18 protein-coding genes, 1 tRNA gene, 1 pseudogene and 1 riboswitch are annotated in these 15,773 nt (G+C 43.4%); of the genes and pseudogenes, 1 reads left to right on the forward strand and 19 read right to left on the reverse strand.

The window, feature by feature from the left end; all coding sequences use genetic code 11:
• Positions 1-138: 138 nt before the first annotated feature.
• The 19 genes and pseudogenes from ACFX4L_RS06150 to ACFX4L_RS06240 all read right to left on the reverse strand — a co-directional run bounded on the left by ACFX4L_RS06150 (position 139) and on the right by ACFX4L_RS06240 (position 15,347).
• Entirely contained in the window at positions 139-1,257 is a 1,119-nt protein-coding gene (locus ACFX4L_RS06150; RefSeq protein ID WP_089362055.1) for a PRK06851 family protein, read from the reverse strand.
• An 89-nt stretch (positions 1,258-1,346) separates the two neighbouring features.
• Entirely contained in the window at positions 1,347-1,823 is a 477-nt protein-coding gene (gene ybaK / locus ACFX4L_RS06155) for a Cys-tRNA(Pro) deacylase (protein WP_284469162.1), read from the reverse strand.
• Between the two features lie 98 nt (positions 1,824-1,921).
• On the reverse strand, positions 1,922-3,466 hold the full coding sequence (gene gntK, locus ACFX4L_RS06160) for a gluconokinase (protein ID WP_377404202.1): 1,545 nt from the start codon (positions 3,464-3,466) through the stop codon (positions 1,922-1,924).
• 22 nt (positions 3,467-3,488) lie between these two features.
• A pseudogene (locus tag ACFX4L_RS06165) lies at positions 3,489-3,844 on the reverse strand (GntT/GntP/DsdX family permease).
• Positions 3,845-3,846: 2 nt separating this feature from the next.
• Positions 3,847-3,990, reverse strand: coding sequence for a hypothetical protein (locus ACFX4L_RS06170; protein WP_377382733.1), 144 nt, complete (start codon positions 3,988-3,990; stop codon positions 3,847-3,849).
• An 18-nt stretch (positions 3,991-4,008) separates the two neighbouring features.
• A complete protein-coding gene (locus tag ACFX4L_RS06175) occupies positions 4,009-4,209 on the reverse strand; it encodes a hypothetical protein (RefSeq protein WP_377382735.1) in 201 nt (66 codons plus the stop codon).
• A gap of 258 nt (positions 4,210-4,467) precedes the next feature.
• The gene (locus tag ACFX4L_RS06180) at positions 4,468-5,166 is read right to left on the reverse strand and encodes an ATP-binding protein (RefSeq protein ID WP_377404205.1); all 699 of its coding nucleotides are present in this window, start codon (positions 5,164-5,166) and stop codon (positions 4,468-4,470) included.
• Positions 5,163-5,657: an ECF transporter S component gene (locus ACFX4L_RS06185; protein ID WP_377382739.1), complete on the reverse strand. Its 495-nt coding sequence runs from the start codon at positions 5,655-5,657 to the stop codon at positions 5,163-5,165. The genes ACFX4L_RS06180 and ACFX4L_RS06185 overlap by 4 nt, the downstream gene beginning before the upstream one ends.
• A gap of 2 nt (positions 5,658-5,659) precedes the next feature.
• Complete coding sequence (locus ACFX4L_RS06190; protein ID WP_098864429.1) at positions 5,660-6,244, reverse strand: cob(I)yrinic acid a,c-diamide adenosyltransferase; 585 nt, start codon at positions 6,242-6,244, stop codon at positions 5,660-5,662.
• 13 nt (positions 6,245-6,257) lie between these two features.
• Entirely contained in the window at positions 6,258-6,686 is a 429-nt protein-coding gene (locus ACFX4L_RS06195) for a bifunctional adenosylcobinamide kinase/adenosylcobinamide-phosphate guanylyltransferase (protein WP_061465826.1), read from the reverse strand.
• Positions 6,638-7,255, reverse strand: a complete 618-nt coding sequence (locus ACFX4L_RS06200; protein ID WP_284469156.1) for a histidine phosphatase family protein — start codon at positions 7,253-7,255, stop codon at positions 6,638-6,640. Before ACFX4L_RS06200 ends, ACFX4L_RS06195 begins: the two co-directional genes overlap by 49 nt.
• Entirely contained in the window at positions 7,213-8,004 is a 792-nt protein-coding gene (gene cobS / locus ACFX4L_RS06205) for an adenosylcobinamide-GDP ribazoletransferase (protein WP_377382744.1), read from the reverse strand. The genes ACFX4L_RS06200 and cobS overlap by 43 nt, the downstream gene beginning before the upstream one ends.
• Positions 8,001-8,576: a bifunctional adenosylcobinamide kinase/adenosylcobinamide-phosphate guanylyltransferase gene (locus ACFX4L_RS06210; protein ID WP_377404208.1), complete on the reverse strand. Its 576-nt coding sequence runs from the start codon at positions 8,574-8,576 to the stop codon at positions 8,001-8,003. The genes cobS and ACFX4L_RS06210 overlap by 4 nt, the downstream gene beginning before the upstream one ends.
• A complete protein-coding gene (gene cobD, locus ACFX4L_RS06215; protein ID WP_377404211.1) occupies positions 8,549-9,622 on the reverse strand; it encodes a threonine-phosphate decarboxylase CobD in 1,074 nt (357 codons plus the stop codon). The genes ACFX4L_RS06210 and cobD overlap by 28 nt, the downstream gene beginning before the upstream one ends.
• Positions 9,597-10,562 carry an adenosylcobinamide-phosphate synthase CbiB gene (gene cbiB, locus ACFX4L_RS06220; RefSeq protein ID WP_377404214.1) on the reverse strand — a complete coding sequence of 322 codons (966 nt, stop codon included), beginning with the start codon at positions 10,560-10,562 and terminating at the stop codon, positions 9,597-9,599. Before cbiB ends, cobD begins: the two co-directional genes overlap by 26 nt.
• On the reverse strand, positions 10,559-12,031 hold the full coding sequence (locus ACFX4L_RS06225; protein ID WP_377404217.1) for a heme ABC transporter ATP-binding protein: 1,473 nt from the start codon (positions 12,029-12,031) through the stop codon (positions 10,559-10,561). The genes cbiB and ACFX4L_RS06225 overlap by 4 nt, the downstream gene beginning before the upstream one ends.
• A 6-nt stretch (positions 12,032-12,037) precedes the next feature.
• A complete protein-coding gene (locus ACFX4L_RS06230) occupies positions 12,038-13,093 on the reverse strand; it encodes a FecCD family ABC transporter permease (protein ID WP_377382750.1) in 1,056 nt (351 codons plus the stop codon).
• A complete protein-coding gene (locus ACFX4L_RS06235) occupies positions 13,056-14,021 on the reverse strand; it encodes an ABC transporter substrate-binding protein (protein ID WP_483878230.1) in 966 nt (321 codons plus the stop codon). Before ACFX4L_RS06235 ends, ACFX4L_RS06230 begins: the two co-directional genes overlap by 38 nt.
• Positions 14,022-14,183: 162 nt before the next feature.
• A riboswitch (cobalamin riboswitch) is annotated at positions 14,184-14,358 on the reverse strand.
• A gap of 86 nt (positions 14,359-14,444) precedes the next feature.
• Positions 14,445-15,347 carry a polysaccharide deacetylase family protein gene (locus ACFX4L_RS06240; protein WP_377404239.1) on the reverse strand — a complete coding sequence of 301 codons (903 nt, stop codon included), beginning with the start codon at positions 15,345-15,347 and terminating at the stop codon, positions 14,445-14,447.
• 188 nt (positions 15,348-15,535) lie between these two features.
• Between ACFX4L_RS06240 and ACFX4L_RS06245 the strand changes: the two genes are divergently transcribed.
• A tRNA-Arg gene (locus ACFX4L_RS06245) sits at positions 15,536-15,609 on the forward strand.
• The last annotated feature ends 164 nt before the right edge of the window (positions 15,610-15,773 follow it).

Raw genomic sequence — 15,773 nt, forward strand, 5'->3', positions numbered from 1 at the left:
CCTATTTTAACCGAAAGAGCATGGATAAACACGTTTTACAAACTCGTCTTGATTCTTGGTGTAACTTCAGTCATTTAAAAAGTCCAATTATGTAAATAAATAAACTGCACCTAATGAAGAAAGGTGCAGTTTGTTTTCTTAATGTAGAATCGTGTGGCTATCCACTTCCTGTGCCCGTTCAATAATCTGTTGGTGGATGTCGCTTTGAATGTCATCGATTGCTGTAAAGTCCATCGCTTTCACATAAATCTTTTCAAGCTCGTCATGCAGCTCTTTTGCTTTAGCAAGACTTGCTGTAGCTTCATTCATTTTCGTCCTGTACCTGGAGGAAACATCCTTTATCTGATCAGCATAAATTTCATCTGTTCCTGGCAAGATGGCCGTTTTATATATATCAATGATTTCATCACCTTCACAACTCGGAAAATATTCATGAGGGGATGTGCTGTCAAAAATGGCAATCCCTACTTCCCGGACGATTACCATGTCCAAGCTATGCGGATCAAAACCACAATGATATACTTCCACATCAAAGCCTCTTTGCTCCGCAGCCTTTGCAATCTTTTTCAGCATCGTTGATTTACCGGAACCCGGACGCCCCTTTAAAAAGTACCGTTTTTGTACTCCTTCAGTAATATTGGGAACGAAATCAACTGCACCTTTTGGTGTAGCGGCACCTAAAAACCGATGACGAACATCAGCCTTCTTGTTAAGGACGATATCTCTATAAAAGCCTTCTATCAATTTATTGGTCAACCCATTCAATTTAACGAAATCAATATTTGCCTTATAAATGTCTTCCCATTCATCATGTATCTTCAATGCTTCAGCGAAAAGGGCATATGCCTTCTCAAAACTCTTGCTTCTCGCATTCGTCAATCTTATGATTGCCGCTCTTTCGGAAGCCAGCTGCTGGGAATTCCAAGCAGACCCTAGATTGACATATTCCTCAATGGCCCCTGGTGCCTTCGGCTCAATCACATGCGGCGCTGTCCCATCCACGAGTCCAATCTTCAAAGCCGGTATGATTACTCCATCAATGGAATCATTATCGGACGAACAATGTAAAAACTCGATGTCATAGTCTTTATCCAGCCATTCTTGGCCGATTTTTTTCATAATGGTCGATTTACCGGAACCAGGTCCGCCTTTTAATATGAATAATCTTTCCAAACCTGCTAAATTGGAATCATATAAACTATAAAAACCTTTAGCCGTATTGCCTCCAGCGAAATAATGCATCACTTTTCCTGTCACTTTTACACTCTCCCTCACAATACAGATGTGATATTCAAGACAGCGTATGCAGAAAAAACCTATTAGGTGAATGCCTAAAGATAAACAGTTTATTTTATAAGGGCTACAGATTCCGCTTGTGTGATTTCCAGGAACTCTGACGGTTTTAAAACTATCTGTGTACCGATTCGCCCTCCGCTTACGATGATTTCAGGCAGGATGGTTGCACTTTCATCGATGAAGGTGGGGTATTGCTTTTTCATTCCGATCGGTGAACAGCCTCCCCGAATGTAACCTGTATATTTTTGCAGGTCTTTAACCGCGAGCATTTCAATTTTTTTTGCACCTGCCGCTTTCGCTGCTTTTTTTAAATCCAGTTCGGTGGCTACAGGAATGACGAATACATAAAGCTGCTGCGGTCCGCTATGGGTAACAAGTGTTTTAAAAACGGTCTCTGGAGCTTTTCCAATTTTGTCCGCAACAGTGATCCCGTCGATTTTTCCATCATTGGCATCATAACTCATCATGCCATACTCTATACGTTTGTTATCAAGAATTCGCATTGCATTCGTTTTACTTGCTCCCATATTAATATTCTCCTTATCGTTTTCTTCCATCTTACCATTTTTAAATACCAGGCAAAAAGAAAAGCACAGTGCTTATACACCTGTGCTTTCACTTAAATTCATTCTAAATGACGTCTTTGGAAATCAGCAATCCGCTTGTAGTCGCCTTCCAATTGCCTGCTCACGGATAAATAAATCGACATTAATTCTTCATACACTTTAACGTTCTCTTCGATTGGGACAAGTTCATTCGTTTCACCGATCATACCCTCAACTTCATCGAGGCTTTCGATTTCCCCTAAAGCGTATAATCCAAGTACGGCGGCACCTAAACTAGAACTCTCAAAGCTCTTAGGAATTGTCACATTCTGATTGAATATATCAGCCATGATTTGACGCCAGAGCTTTGAGCGAACAAATCCACCGCTTGCATGAATTTTCTTGGGAGCACCAGTCAGTTCCTTTACAGCAAGAAGGACACTGTACAAGTTATACATCACACCCTCCAACACTGCCCGGACCATATGATCACGAGTGTGATGAAGCGCAAGTCCAAAGAAGGAGCCCCTAGCATCGGCACTCCATAATGGCGCCCGTTCCCCAGCCATATACGGGTGGAATATTAGCCCATCGGATCCAGGTGCGATATTGGAAGCCATATCCGTCAGTATCTCATACGAATCCTGGCCCGAAGCCTTCGCTTTTTCAATTTCCACACGGCCTAATTGATCGCGTGCCCATCGGAAAGTGATTCCCCCATTGTTGACCGGTCCGCCGATTATCCAATGATTCTCAGTAAGGGCATAGCAGAATGTCCTGCCTTTCGGATCGGTAATCGGTCGGTCACTGACGGTTCTTACCGCACCGCTCGTTCCGATTGTCACTGCCAGAACTCCTGGCTTGATGGCGTTTTGCCCTAAGTTGGCAAGCACACCATCACTCGCGCCAATCACAAACGGGGTACCTGCCCGAATGTTCATTTTTGCAGCTAATTCCTCACTTAAACCTGAGAGGGTATGCGTTGTAGGGACAAGCGTTGGCAGCTTGTCAGCCCCAATACCGGCAATGGTAAGTGCATCTTCATCCCACTTCAAGTCATTCAAGTTGAGCATGCCCGTTGCAGATGCAAGCGAATAATCCATCACATACTCATTGAAAAATTTATAGATGATGTATTCTTTAATTCCTATGAATTTGTCCGTTTCGTTAAAAACCCCAGGATGCTCATTTCTTAACCACATTACTTTCGTGATTGGGGACATTGGGTGAATGGGTGTTCCCGTCCTGTGATACAATTGCATCCCCTGTTCCGAAGCCTTCAATTTCTCCGCATAAGAAACACTTCGATTATCCGCCCAAGTAATGCTATTCGTTAGCGGATTACCGTCTTTCCCCATGGCGATCAAGCTATGCATTGCCGAACTGAACGATATGAAACCCAGTTCATCCTTATCTATACCGCTTGCAATCATGACCTCGCCTATAGCAATGATGACCGCTTTATAAATTTCTTCGGGATCTTGTTCCGCAACGGAAGGAGATGGACTTTTAAGAGGGTATCCCTTCGAACAAGATTGGATAACCTCCCCCCTTTTTGAAAAAAGAACAACCTTCGTACTCGTCGTACCAATATCGATTCCCATCATATAACCTGAATGTTTCATACTTACATCATGCTCCTTTCTCTTAAACAATTGAATTCAATAGTAAGATTAGGATAAGTGAAACGACTGATATATTCGTTTCCATAACCGTCCAAGATTTTGCCGTTTGTGCGACCGTTAAATTAAGGAACTCTTCGATCATCTCAAATCCTCATCATTCAAGTGGGATGGAATTAATGAACTCGAACCGATAGCAAGGACCAGCAATTTAAAATTAACACCTGGAAAAGAAGATATGATCGGCAGTACACTACCTGCCGCAGCTGTCATCACGACAGTTGCTGAACCTGTGGCCTCTTGAATCATAACTACCAAACAGAATCGGTGAAATATCAAAGGAAGCCCCTTAACTTGCAATGGCTTCACGACTCCACTCATGATCAATACATTTCGCCAGCTCCGATAATCAAAATAATGGACGCGGTTGGAGCAAGACAGGCGGATATAAATTGGTTTATTTCTTCTTTATTTTGATTGTTTTTCAAATGAAGGCATGCCAATTCATTCTTCTGCAAACACGGCATCGAAAGCACCAACCTGCTTTAAAACGTGATTAAGGTAATGCCGAAAGCCGGGAGTATTACTGCCCCTGTCTGAACAGCATCTGCAATATCCGGAACATCCATACCTGCGACAATCCTTAAAATGACGGAAGCAAGCAGTAACCATTGGCGACATTTAGCTTTTGGATAATAATGAACAAGAAAATCCTGGAACTGGCCATAAATCAATAAACTAGACATCTGCTGCATGTCTGATGTTGATTAAAAAGACCGTTATGATTGTTTGTCATTCCTAAACCAGCCCGAATCTTTGGAACCCCTTATAATCTCTCTATGTATATAAGGCAAAATCAGAATAATATTTTATAATGAAAAAATAACATAATAGAGAATTCAAACGCTTTTCTCATGAAGCATTAAATGTATACCTAAATGAAAAAAGCATCGAACTAGTTCATTGTGAACTGGAACCCGATACCTGATTCATTCATGAAATGATCATTCACCAATAAAAAGAGGACCGGATTGGAGCTTGATTTCTTCCTCCAGATGTTCAGGATAAGCAATGAGGAAGCATGTAGATGGTCCAGACGATTTTTTGATATCGACTTTATTACTTATATGGATAGAAACATCTTCACCACTTGGGTCCAGATGCTTCCACTCATACGCTATCCCTTTTGAACCGACTGGAAGTGCCTGAACTTCTTCCATTTCACATAGGCTTTTATATAAAGATAATGGGGCGATCCAATCTTGTTGATCCATAACTTCTTCTCCAACGAGCGGCCTGCCGATGAGAGCGATTTTCTGTAAAGGATGTTGCTTCATAGCACCTTCATTCCTTCGTTTACCAATCACCATAAGACCAATTGCTGATTGAAGAAGCGGCATGTTACTTTCTGTGCTGCCAGTAATGGGGAGGCCCTCCATTCCCAATTCTTTCAGCCCCTCCCTGACACCCCTGGTCAAGTCTTCCCAGGCTTCATCACCGCAGAAATTATTTAGAACGACGGATACTGGACTTCCGCCAACGCCCAAACATTCCATGACGGCAACCCGAAAGGAATAATATCCAACGACCTCATAAGGGACATGGACCAGATCTTTTTCCTTCAGACCGATTCCGCCACTATTATCACTTGAAACAATCAATGAATCTGATTCGGAAAATGGTAAAATCAATGAATCACTCATTCTGTGAGTCCATCTTTAAAAATCATTTTTTTCAAAACAGGCTCCAAGCGTGGCAGTAAAATGGCTGCCAATACTACATTTACCGCCGTTGCCGCCGTTAATCCCGGAACAAGCAACGTGTAAAAACCCGTGCTGACCAGAAAGGCGAAAGGCAGCGCCAAGATGAAGGCATTACAGATAAAGAAGAGGAAAAATGCGCCTACTTTTTTCCCGTGTATATATAAAATGCCGAACATCCATACGAGGACTGCCATTTCGGCCATGATCAAAAAATGGAATGGCCCAAGTGGCATGTTGCCGATGAACGCTGAGATGATATGACCAAGCCCCGCTACAATAGCCCCCGATACCGGGCCAAGTATGACAGCCGCCAAAAGGGCCGGAAAACTATCCAAAGCGATGCTGCCGATTGGGGAAGGGATTTTAATCATCGCCCCCACCGCCGATAAGGCAATGAATACAGCGATTGCACTAATTTTTCTTACGTCCATGTTTACTCTTTTTCCTTTCTTTTCCCTCCACGGAATACATTTGCACTGCGGATATATTCCACATCTTTCACACCAAGGCGGAAATTGATCACACGTGCAACAGCAAAAAAGTAATCCGACAAACGATTTAAATATTGAAGTGATAATGGTGAAACTGCTGCACCCGACTTGATCAATGAAACGACCAATCGTTCCGCCCTGCGTGTAACCGTTCGGGCAATATGAATGGTTGCAGCCGCTTTTGAGCCGCCAGGCAGGATGAATTTTTCCAATTCCGGCGCTTCGAGTATGAAGGCATCTATTCGTTCTTCCAAATAGGTAATGGCCTCATCCGTCAGCTTTTGTGGTGCCTTCTCGGAAACAGTTGCCAAATCACCGCCACAGTCAAATAACTCATGCTGGATTTTCTCTAGATCGGCCAATACATCCGTAAATATAGCGGGATCCAATTCAGTCACCGCAAGACCGATATAGCTATTCACTTCATCCACTGTTCCATACGATTCAACACGGATGTCATCCTTGTCAAGCCGGCCTCCGATTACGCTTGTTTGTCCCTTATCCCCTGTACGTGTATAGATTTTCATCCCATTACCTCCTCTATTTTATTCTTTGGTTAATTCCGTACCAAATGATGTCAACGCGCCTTGATATGGATGCTACATCTTGAAAGACCCATCCGCAGGCATCGCGCCATCTGCGATCACTTGCTTCCATCGGTACAATGCCTTTGGAAATATCAGAGCCGATCACAATGAAATGGTGTTCATCCCTTTCCTTCTCCCATATTCGCCAATCAGCCATGATTTCCTTCCACCTTTTTCGAATCGAATCAGAATCCATCTTTTCTGCATCTTGTTGTATCCATGCATCCAACCCCTGCAATACAACAGTATTGCCTTGAAAATCAATCAATTCCGGCTGTTCTTTTCGATAACCGGATAGCCAAAGGACATCACTTTCCAGACCATACAATTGCTTTACCCATTTAGTTTTCCCATTATAGGCGCCCCCTGTAACAAAGTGCATCGTTCTCCCCTCCTTAAGCTGTTCCGGTCTTCCCATATCAGCTCATATCCCCTGCCATGGGAAATCCCCCAATCAAAAAAATTCTTTTCCTTCGGGGCATAACGGACCAATAAGTCACGAATTACCCCACCATGTGTCATTATGGCAAATCGGTTCTCCTTACAGGCAATCAATTGTTTCCAGCCATTATTAACACGTTCGGAAAATCCCGGAAAGCTTTCACCCCCAGGCACCAATGCCTCCATGGGACGTTCCAGCCAATTAAGATAATCTTCATCTGCCTTCAAATCATCATACGTCTGCCCTTCCCAACTGCCGAAATTCATTTCACGGAACGAAGCGTTTTTGACCGGAACTATATCTGGGAACAGCAGTCTTGCAGTTTCCACACAACGAGGCAAATCACTCGTGTAAATTTTTTCATACTGTGGGTAAGAGCCCCTTAAGTCTAGAATTTCCTTTTCTCCTTCGGTACTTAATGGAGAATCCGTCCAGCCTAAATAGGCCTTTCGCTCATTTGCTACTGTCAGCCCATGGCGAAGTAGTGTAATAGCCACAATATCAGCCATAACCAAAGCTCAACCCCTTCCACGGATGCCCCCAGTACATCCCCCGTTATCCCACCGAACCAACTGATGACTTTACGTTTTATATAAAACAGGAAAAACAGTGCAGCCAGACACATGATGAAAAATAAGGTGACAAGCTTAGAATCGATGATCCAGGCGATCGCCAGACTTACAAGGAGGTACAGCAAATAAATGGGCAAACTGCTTTTCTTTACTGCACTTTGAAAAAAAGCGCCGAGCCCCTCTTTTTTAGCCAGTGGCATCCGGATAAGTAAATAACCCATCACACATTTGCTTAAGAGTGGAAGGGCAATGATCAAGAAGTATGTCCATTCATTGACCCTTTCGACAATTTCATAGATAAATATGAACCGGGCGGCCAAAAGGACAATGACGGAGATGACACCGAATGCACCTGTCCTTGAATCCTTCATGATTTCCAATCGCCGCTCTTTATCCTGATAGGAAAAAAAAGCATCACTTGCATCGATCCAGCCATCGAGATGCAAACCTCCCGTTAATGCCATCGTCAAAAACCAAAGGAAAAAGGCAATTGCAAGCGATGACAATGGGGTCCATTCCACTAGTGCATATAAAACACCGCCCAATATCAAGCCTAGTAAAAGACCAACTAGTGGAAAGGTTTGAATGGCACGGTGTATATATTTCTTCTCCATAGGAAGCTGCTTCTTAATTGGAAAAACTGTAAAGAACTGCAGGTTAATTAAAAATCCAATCACTGCGTTCATTCCTGCATGCACCCTTTCTTCCGCAATGGGATTCCCGATTCAACTAGATAGGCTTCATTCGCCTGCCCGACGATCGTTTGATGAAGCAGGCCTAATGTTTTTCCGTACATATGGAGGAAATCATTCTGGAAAATCGGTTCCTGCACCAATTCATTGCTCACGACTATTAAACAGCTGGATCGTTTTCTTATCTCATTGATCCCGGTTATTATTTTTGAAAAAACGCTTTGTAAAAACTCCTTTTCAAGCGGAACACCTGGGCCAAATAGTTCGTTATCAAGCAGGGTTGTCAGACAATCGAGCAGGATTATTGAATCCTGATTAATGTCCGCTCCTATTCGTGTAATATCCGTTGCGTATTCCGAAGTCTTCCAGGCGATTGGGCAGCTTTCTCTATCTTTCTGGTGCCTAAGGATGCGTTCACCCATTTCAACATCACTGACACGGCCGCAAGCGAGGTAATGCAAGTTCCCATCCGTTTGAAGTGCATATTCAAGGGCTTTACTTTCCGCGAAACTGCTTTTTCCGGACCGGACACCCCCGGTTATAAAACAGAGCCTTGCTTTCTCCACTGTCTTACCCCCTCCATCAGCGCTTCGTTATCACGTTCACTCTTCACTGCAAACCGAAGCCACTTTCCATCCAACCCCGGGAAATTATAGGTATGGCGCGGTACTATTCCTTTTTTTAGCAAAAAGGGAAAAAGGGATAAGGATTCATCTTTCACTAAATAGAAATTAACTGCGCTATCAGAGACACTCAACCCTTGTTCCTCATAAAACCGGAATAGTTTCTGCTTTTGCAATTGAATATAGCCTCTTGTTTTTCTCATATATGCTTCTTCAGCAAGACAGATTTTCCCTACTTCCAATGCAACATGGTTGACGCTCCAATGCGGTTTATAAGTTCTTACACGGGTTATGATGTCAGGTGCCGCAAGCAAATAGCCTAGTCTCAAACCCGGAATTGCAAAGATTTTAGTCATTGATCTTAGAATGAGTAAATGTGGAAATTCATTGATTAAAGAAGCATAAGTAAAGGCATCTTCCGTGAAATCATAAAAAGCCTCATCCATGACAACCAGGCAATCCGCTTTTTGACATTCAAAGATCAATTCCCTAACTTCATCCTTCTTAAATGAAACACCCGTCGGATTATTAGGCGTACATAAGAAAATTGCATCATATTCGGATAATCTAGGAATCAACCGATCCAAGTCCAGTTGCCACTCAGGTGCATCAAGCTGATGAAAATCGACCTCACATCCTGCTGCCAAACAAGCTTCTGCATATTCCGCAAATGCCGGCTGAATGATCAACACCCTTTGATTGGTTAACCTGTTCGCTACCAACATGATTATTTCTGCACCACCATTACCCACCAAAACGGATTGCTCAGGAAGCGCTTCTTTTTTGGCAATTGATTTTGTCAGTTCAATGGCATGCGGATCTGGGTAATGTAAGATTCCTTCGAAAAATCTAGGCCACTGTTCCTTTATACGTAAAGGCGGACCCAATGGGTTGATGTTAGCACTGAAATCGAGAACAGATTCAGGCATTTCGATTTCCAGCGCTTCGTAAAGATAATGAGGATTAGAGCCATGAGAAGGTAATGTCAAGAATAAGTCCCCCTAGCCATAGCATCAGTAGAAATAGAAAAGATGACCGATGCATGATGGTAATCGTTTTTGGTATATGTTTTGCTTCTAATCGAACAAGCGGAACGCCCATCCTCGCACGGTCGGAAACAATTCCTTTGTACATATTCCGGCCGCCTAGCTGTATTCCCAAAATGGCAGCAACGCCTGCTTCACACCACCCGCTATTCGGACTTGGATGTTTTTTAGCATCATTGAATAATATCTTCCATCTAGCACCAAATCCATGATAGCCGGATTTTGAGCTCAGCAACATCAGGAACCCAGTGAGGCGGCTGGGAATCCAGTTCACGATATCATCGAGCTTAGCTGAAGCCCAGCCAAATTGCCCATATTTATCATTTTTGTACCCAACCATGGAATCGCAGGTATTAATTGCCCTGTACACCATCGCGAGCGGCGCACCGCCAACAGCTGCCCAAAACATTGGGGCAGTAACACCATCACTGGTATTTTCTGCTACGGTTTCTACCGTCCCCCTGACGATTTCGGATTCATCAAGATCAGCAGTATCACGGCCCACGATATAGGAAAGTTTTAGCCTCGCTTCAGGGTAATCCCGTTCATTCAGCGGATGGCACACATCCATTCCAGCTTGCTTTAAGCCCTTCTGAGCTATCGTAGTGGCAATGACAACAGCTTCCCAAAGGATACCTGCAAGCGGATGGATCCGATAAGCCAAGTAGACGGTTAGACCTGTAATCAATATCACCATCGATAAGACGATGATCAACATGAAGAGTCCATTCCGTTTCTTATATGCCCCTCTATTGAATGCCTGATCCAACTTGCTTATCATCGTTCCTATCCATTTAACTGGATGCGGCCAATTTGGCGGATCACCAATTAATAAATCAAGGAAAAACGCCAGTGTAACTGCAATAAGATGATGGTAAATCATAGATCCTCAACCCGTTTCCGATTATTCGTTAAGGCTTCCACTGTGCAATCATATACACCGCGACTGATCAGCTTCCCTAGCGGAGTGATGGTGCCTGCATATTGAAGCACCTTCCCTCTTTGGGACGCTGCAATCAAAATACTGTCGGTCGATGTTCCTGTTGCACATGTATTCGTCACCTTATCCATGACATGCGAATCATGAAGCGCTTTTACTTTTGCCTCGGTTGCAGTAACTATGCTGTGTATGAAAGCCTCTTCTGCCAAATGTCCATTTATGAATATCCATGTATTTATGGTTCCTGGAGCGGCACTCCAAGAATGCCGGTCAGATAAAGAAGCGTCGATGGCATTCCCTACACCAGCCGTCACGATGATAAAAACCGAGAAATCTTCAGCTCTCATTAACTTGAAGGCAACCGTATCGAGAAAGACGGCTGTCATCATCCCCACCGTTTCTTGCGGTTCAAATCCATGAGTTCTTAAATAGCCGGCCATTTCAACATGATGATCCCTGCAGTCATAATCATGATGGACATGCCTATTCACGAAATATTTATGCCAGCCCGTACCCGAACCGGTCACTCCAGAAGACATCGTTCTAAGCGGGATCGGAGAATTCAATTGAATCATCTCAGGTCCCACTGTCAGATAAGATTCATCAATTTCCAATGGGAGAGTGTCATTGCCATGCTTCTCCGGAACGATGAACATTTGAGGTTTCGGAAGTGCGGGATGTGGATGTTTTTCAATCGTCGTATGATATACACCTTGAATCCGTTCCTTCTGGAGCACTTCATTCGGCACATCAACAACCTGAATTTGCCCTTTTTCAAGCAACATAAGCCGATCACAATATAATCCAGCCAAATTCAAGTCATGAAAAATTGAAATAACGGTTAACTCCTGTTCTTTTGCCATTCTTCTCATTAGATCAAGAAGGTCCTTTTGATAGGAAAGATCCAAATGGTTTGTAGGCTCATCCAAAAAAAGGACTTCCGGTTCCTGGGCAAGGGCCTGTGCCAGCAAGACCCGTTGTCTCTCCCCACCTGACAATCGTTCAAAATGAAGATCCTGAAAATCCGCTACTCCCGTTTGTTCCATAACCCGTTGGACGATCATTTCATCTTCTGCGGACCAACTATGGAACCAGCCCGTTTGATGGGCATACCTCCCAAGTGAGACCGTCTCTTTTACTGTATAGGAGAAAGCTAATGAGGAATGTTGAGGGAGCACGGCAATGACCTGTGCAAGTTGTTTTGATGAATATTCCTTCAAATCCCTGCCTCTTAACCGTACGCTTCCGTCCTTATAATTAAGCACCCCGCTAAGCATGCTTAAAAGCGTCGTTTTTCCGCTGCCATTAGGACCAAGGATCCCGAATAATTCCCCTTTATGTACATCAAAAGAGACAGAGTCCAAAACAGTTTTGTTGTCATATCCACCTGTTAACCCTTTTACTTCAAGCATCCGTTTTTACCCTTCTCTCCGTCTCTTTAATAAAATCAGCGCAAATGCCGGTGCCCCGATAAGTGAGGTGATCACCCCGATCGGCAGTTCCGATGGGGCAATGATCGTTCGTGCTACAAAATCCGCCAATATTAAGAATCCGCTTCCTACCAGCAATGACAACGGAAGCAAATGTTTATGGTCAGGTCCCCAAATCTTCCGGACAAAATGAGGAATGACCAATCCTACAAAGCCAATCGCCCCTGAAACGGCAACGGCTGCCCCTGTCAATGTCGAACCGGCTATCAAGATCCACATTTTCCGCCGCTTCACGTTCACACCTAAGTGTTTTGCCCGGTCTTCCCCGAAAGTCATCGCATTCAATTCGCTTGCATTCATGATCAAGGTCAACGAACCAATAATAAAAAACGGCAAAATGATTACGATATAATTCCATCCGCGCATTGAGACGCTTCCCATCAGCCAGCCGATGATTTGTCTTAATTCATCACCCGTCAGCGCAATCATCAATGAAATGAAGGCACTTAAAAACGAGCTGAAAATGATTCCCGTTAAAATGATCGTTTCCACTTTCATCGATCGATCCATTTTTTTTGCAAAAGTCAGTACGCAGAACATCGTGAGTACTGAACATAAGATGCTCAATGCCGGAAGAGTATATAAACCGATGAATGGCAGTGATATATTCAAGAATATTGTCAATACGGCGCCGACCGATGCTCCTGAAGAAATACCTAATGTGTAAGGATCAGCGAGCGGGTTCCGGAGCAGTCCCTGAAAAGCTGCACCCGCAATCGCAAGTGATGCCCCAACCAAACCCGCAAGCAACACACGCGGCAAGCGGATGTTCATCACGATATTCGTAAGCATCACATCCGGATCAGCAGAAATCGGCAAGTGAAAAATCTCCTTGCCGATTATTTGTATAAGTACGGAAATCGGAACTGGCACCGAACCAAAGGAAATGCCTATCGTCATTGCAAATAACAAAAATAACAACGCAATTAAATAAGCAAACGTCCATTTAGTTGTCAAATAGGTTCGGATAGACTGATTTGGCAAGTTCCTCTACTCCCTCTATTAAGCGTGGACCGGAACGGGTCACCAAGTCAGAAGGGACATCAAAGACTTGGCCATTCTTAACGGCATTTACGTCTTGCCATCCTTTTCGGCCTGTCACTTCACTTACTGGATCTTTTGTATAATTACCATACGTTGTAATGATGACATCCGGATTTGCAGCAATCATTGACTCTTCATCAATTTTTGCCCAGCCGTCCAATTCAGCAGCAGCATTATCCGCTGAAATAATATGAAGCATTTCATCCATGAAGGTATTTTTTCCAGGTGTATATATATCCGGTGATGGCGAAACCTCAATTAAAACGGTCTTCCTATCCGCTTCTTTAACGGATTTGGCTTTTTCCTGAATATCCTTGAGCTTTGTTTTCATATCCGTAACGATTTCGCTTGCCTTATCATTTTCTCCCGTTGCCTTTCCAATCATTTCAATAGATTCATAGACTTGGTCAAAGCTTTGTGCATCATTGACTACAAGGACATCTATTCCAGCATCCTTAAGCTGCTTTAAACCCTCATTCGAATTATGGGCACTTGATGCATGGGCAAGAACAAGGTCGGGCTTCATGGAGACAATCAGCTCCGTGTTCATTTCCATTCCGCCAACTTTTTTAATTTTTTTCGTTTCTTCCGGGTAATTATCATTGTCGGATACACCAACGACCTTTTTACCTAAACCAAGTGCAAATACCACTTCTGTATTACTTGGTATCAACGTAACGATTTTCTTCGGTTTTTGTTCTATCGTTACTTTTTCGCCCGTTGCATCTTTAATCGTAATCGGGAAAGCGTCGTGTTGAGCATGATTCGTTTGCTGCTTTTCTTTTCCTTCATCAGTAGCGCCACTGCAGCCAACCATCATGCCTGCAGTAAGCAACATCAACAATATCAAACCAAAAATCTTCTTCATTTTCATTCCCCACAATCTTTTCATTTAATTTCTTCACCTAATAATCTCGGAAGATGCACCCAAAACAAAAAGCACCTCCCGTTAAACGGAAGATGCTTGTATGGCAACAATATCATTACGGACTCTTAGGGTCTGCCACACACCTTCCCATCCGCGTAGGTTACAGGTGTACGAATCTTGGCAGGTCTCCTGGCTCATGGTCATCGTCAACGGCACCTTCCCATATCCCATACAGTGGTACACAGCCGTCAGCTCCCAAATACAGTGGCGGGACCGCGCTGGCATTTCACCAACTTCCCTTTTAAGTCATTAAGACACCAAATCGTTCATATGTATATAATTTTCACTGCCTTCATTATACACCATGTAAGAATCGATTATTATATGATTTTTCTGAACAAGTTTGAAATGCACCGTCCATTTTCAATGATTTGAAGCATTTTCTATCAGCGACGCGAACCCATCGACTGATAATCCAGGTGAAATCCGAACTCGATGCAAGGCATACATCCCTTGGTCCCTTGAAGCTCCTCCAGGTTCAGTAGTGACTGCCATCTTGTATCCAGCTTCTTCTGAAAGCCTGAGACTCTCTTCATTATAACGACCAACTGGATAGGAAAGCACTGTCGTGTCCTGTTGCAGGATACGATCGAACAGATCCTTTGACTGGACCATTTCCGCTTCTTGCTGCTCTGCCGTCATTCGGTTCAGCTCCAAATGGTTGATAGTATGGCTTTCGATCGAAATCCCATTCCCGCTCATCTCCATCATTTGATTTTCAGTCAGGTGATGACCTTTATCGATGGACTTCCCGATCATGAAGACAGTCGCTTTCATATCATATTCTTTTAGTATATGGAAAGCGTCCGTGTAGTTATCTGTATAGCCATCATCAAAAGTAAGCCAGACACACTTTTCACTCGGCATCCGATTTTCGGTTAAAACGAGAAATGCTTCTTCAGGGGATAATGTATAGTAACCATTTTCCCGAAGCCAAGTCATTTGTAATCGGAATTCCTCTTTTGGTACCCGAAGGCCATTGCCTTCAGAAATGCTATGATACATCAATATTGGAAGCTGTACCGCGGACTCGGCCGTTATCCAGTCTCTCGTATCGATTCGTTCAGTATATAATTCGTCCTCCGAATCCTGCCCAGTGTCATTCTCCGCTGCTGCAGCCACTTCAATGTTATCTTCCGTGATCGGCGCAGCCGTCTTTGTGCCTATACCCTCTAAAATCCCTTGTGAGCATGCCGGTAAAATTAAAATCCCCAGCAGCGTCACCATCCATAAAACTCTATAATTCCCCACTATCATTCTCCTAATTTTTTCTAGCATTATAGTACCAGAAAACCAGGAAATAATAAAGTATTCCATTTAATGAAGAGTAAGGAAACAGGAGAGCTGAGTGCCCCCTAAGCGTCTAGATGTTTTTTTTCATAATTATTATTGCTATTAACTTGAAAAGTTTGCCTATAAGAAATATAATAAATAAGTCGTCGACTTTTTTATATGTCCCAGTAGCTCAGCAGGATAGAGCGACAGCCTCCTAAGCTGTAGGTCGTAGGTTCGATTCCTATCTGGGACGCTAAAGTTTATAAGCCCTGTTATAATGCGGTTTCTCCGTGTTGTAGCAGGGTTTTTTTCTGTTGGCATGACCGTAAAAGCCGTAAATTGTATGTAGGATAAAAGCACTTCTGTACGTAGGAAACAGTGATATTCCATTTCACTATTATCTTTCTATGTCTGGAG

This window comes from Peribacillus sp. YIM B13482, assembly GCF_042787975.1.
In the GTDB taxonomy this organism is placed as follows: domain Bacteria; phylum Bacillota; class Bacilli; order Bacillales; family DSM-1321; genus Peribacillus; species Peribacillus simplex_A.

What these genes read in the sequence shown, in the direction of transcription:
- ybaK (WP_284469162.1), bottom strand. Translation starts at nt 1,823, where the DNA reads ATGGGAGCAAGTAAAACGAATGCAATGCGAATTCTTGATAACAAACGT.
- ACFX4L_RS06190 (WP_098864429.1), bottom strand. Translation starts at nt 6,244, where the DNA reads ATGAAAATCTATACACGTACAGGGGATAAGGGACAAACAAGCGTAATC.
- ACFX4L_RS06200 (WP_284469156.1), bottom strand. Translation starts at nt 7,255, where the DNA reads ATGGCTGATATTGTGGCTATTACACTACTTCGCCATGGGCTGACAGTA.
- ACFX4L_RS06235 (WP_483878230.1), bottom strand. Translation starts at nt 14,021, where the DNA reads ATGAAGAAGATTTTTGGTTTGATATTGTTGATGTTGCTTACTGCAGGC.
- ACFX4L_RS06195 (WP_061465826.1), bottom strand. Translation starts at nt 6,686, where the DNA reads ATGCACTTTGTTACAGGGGGCGCCTATAATGGGAAAACTAAATGGGTA.
- gntK (WP_377404202.1), bottom strand. Translation starts at nt 3,466, where the DNA reads ATGAAACATTCAGGTTATATGATGGGAATCGATATTGGTACGACGAGT.
- ACFX4L_RS06175 (WP_377382735.1), bottom strand. Translation starts at nt 4,209, where the DNA reads ATGTCTAGTTTATTGATTTATGGCCAGTTCCAGGATTTTCTTGTTCAT.
- cbiB (WP_377404214.1), bottom strand. Translation starts at nt 10,562, where the DNA reads ATGATTTACCATCATCTTATTGCAGTTACACTGGCGTTTTTCCTTGAT.
- ACFX4L_RS06180 (WP_377404205.1), bottom strand. Translation starts at nt 5,166, where the DNA reads ATGAGTGATTCATTGATTTTACCATTTTCCGAATCAGATTCATTGATT.
- ACFX4L_RS06185 (WP_377382739.1), bottom strand. Translation starts at nt 5,657, where the DNA reads ATGGACGTAAGAAAAATTAGTGCAATCGCTGTATTCATTGCCTTATCG.
- ACFX4L_RS06225 (WP_377404217.1), bottom strand. Translation starts at nt 12,031, where the DNA reads ATGCTTGAAGTAAAAGGGTTAACAGGTGGATATGACAACAAAACTGTT.
- ACFX4L_RS06170 (WP_377382733.1), bottom strand. Translation starts at nt 3,990, where the DNA reads ATGCCGTGTTTGCAGAAGAATGAATTGGCATGCCTTCATTTGAAAAAC.
- cobS (WP_377382744.1), bottom strand. Translation starts at nt 8,004, where the DNA reads ATGAACGCAGTGATTGGATTTTTAATTAACCTGCAGTTCTTTACAGTT.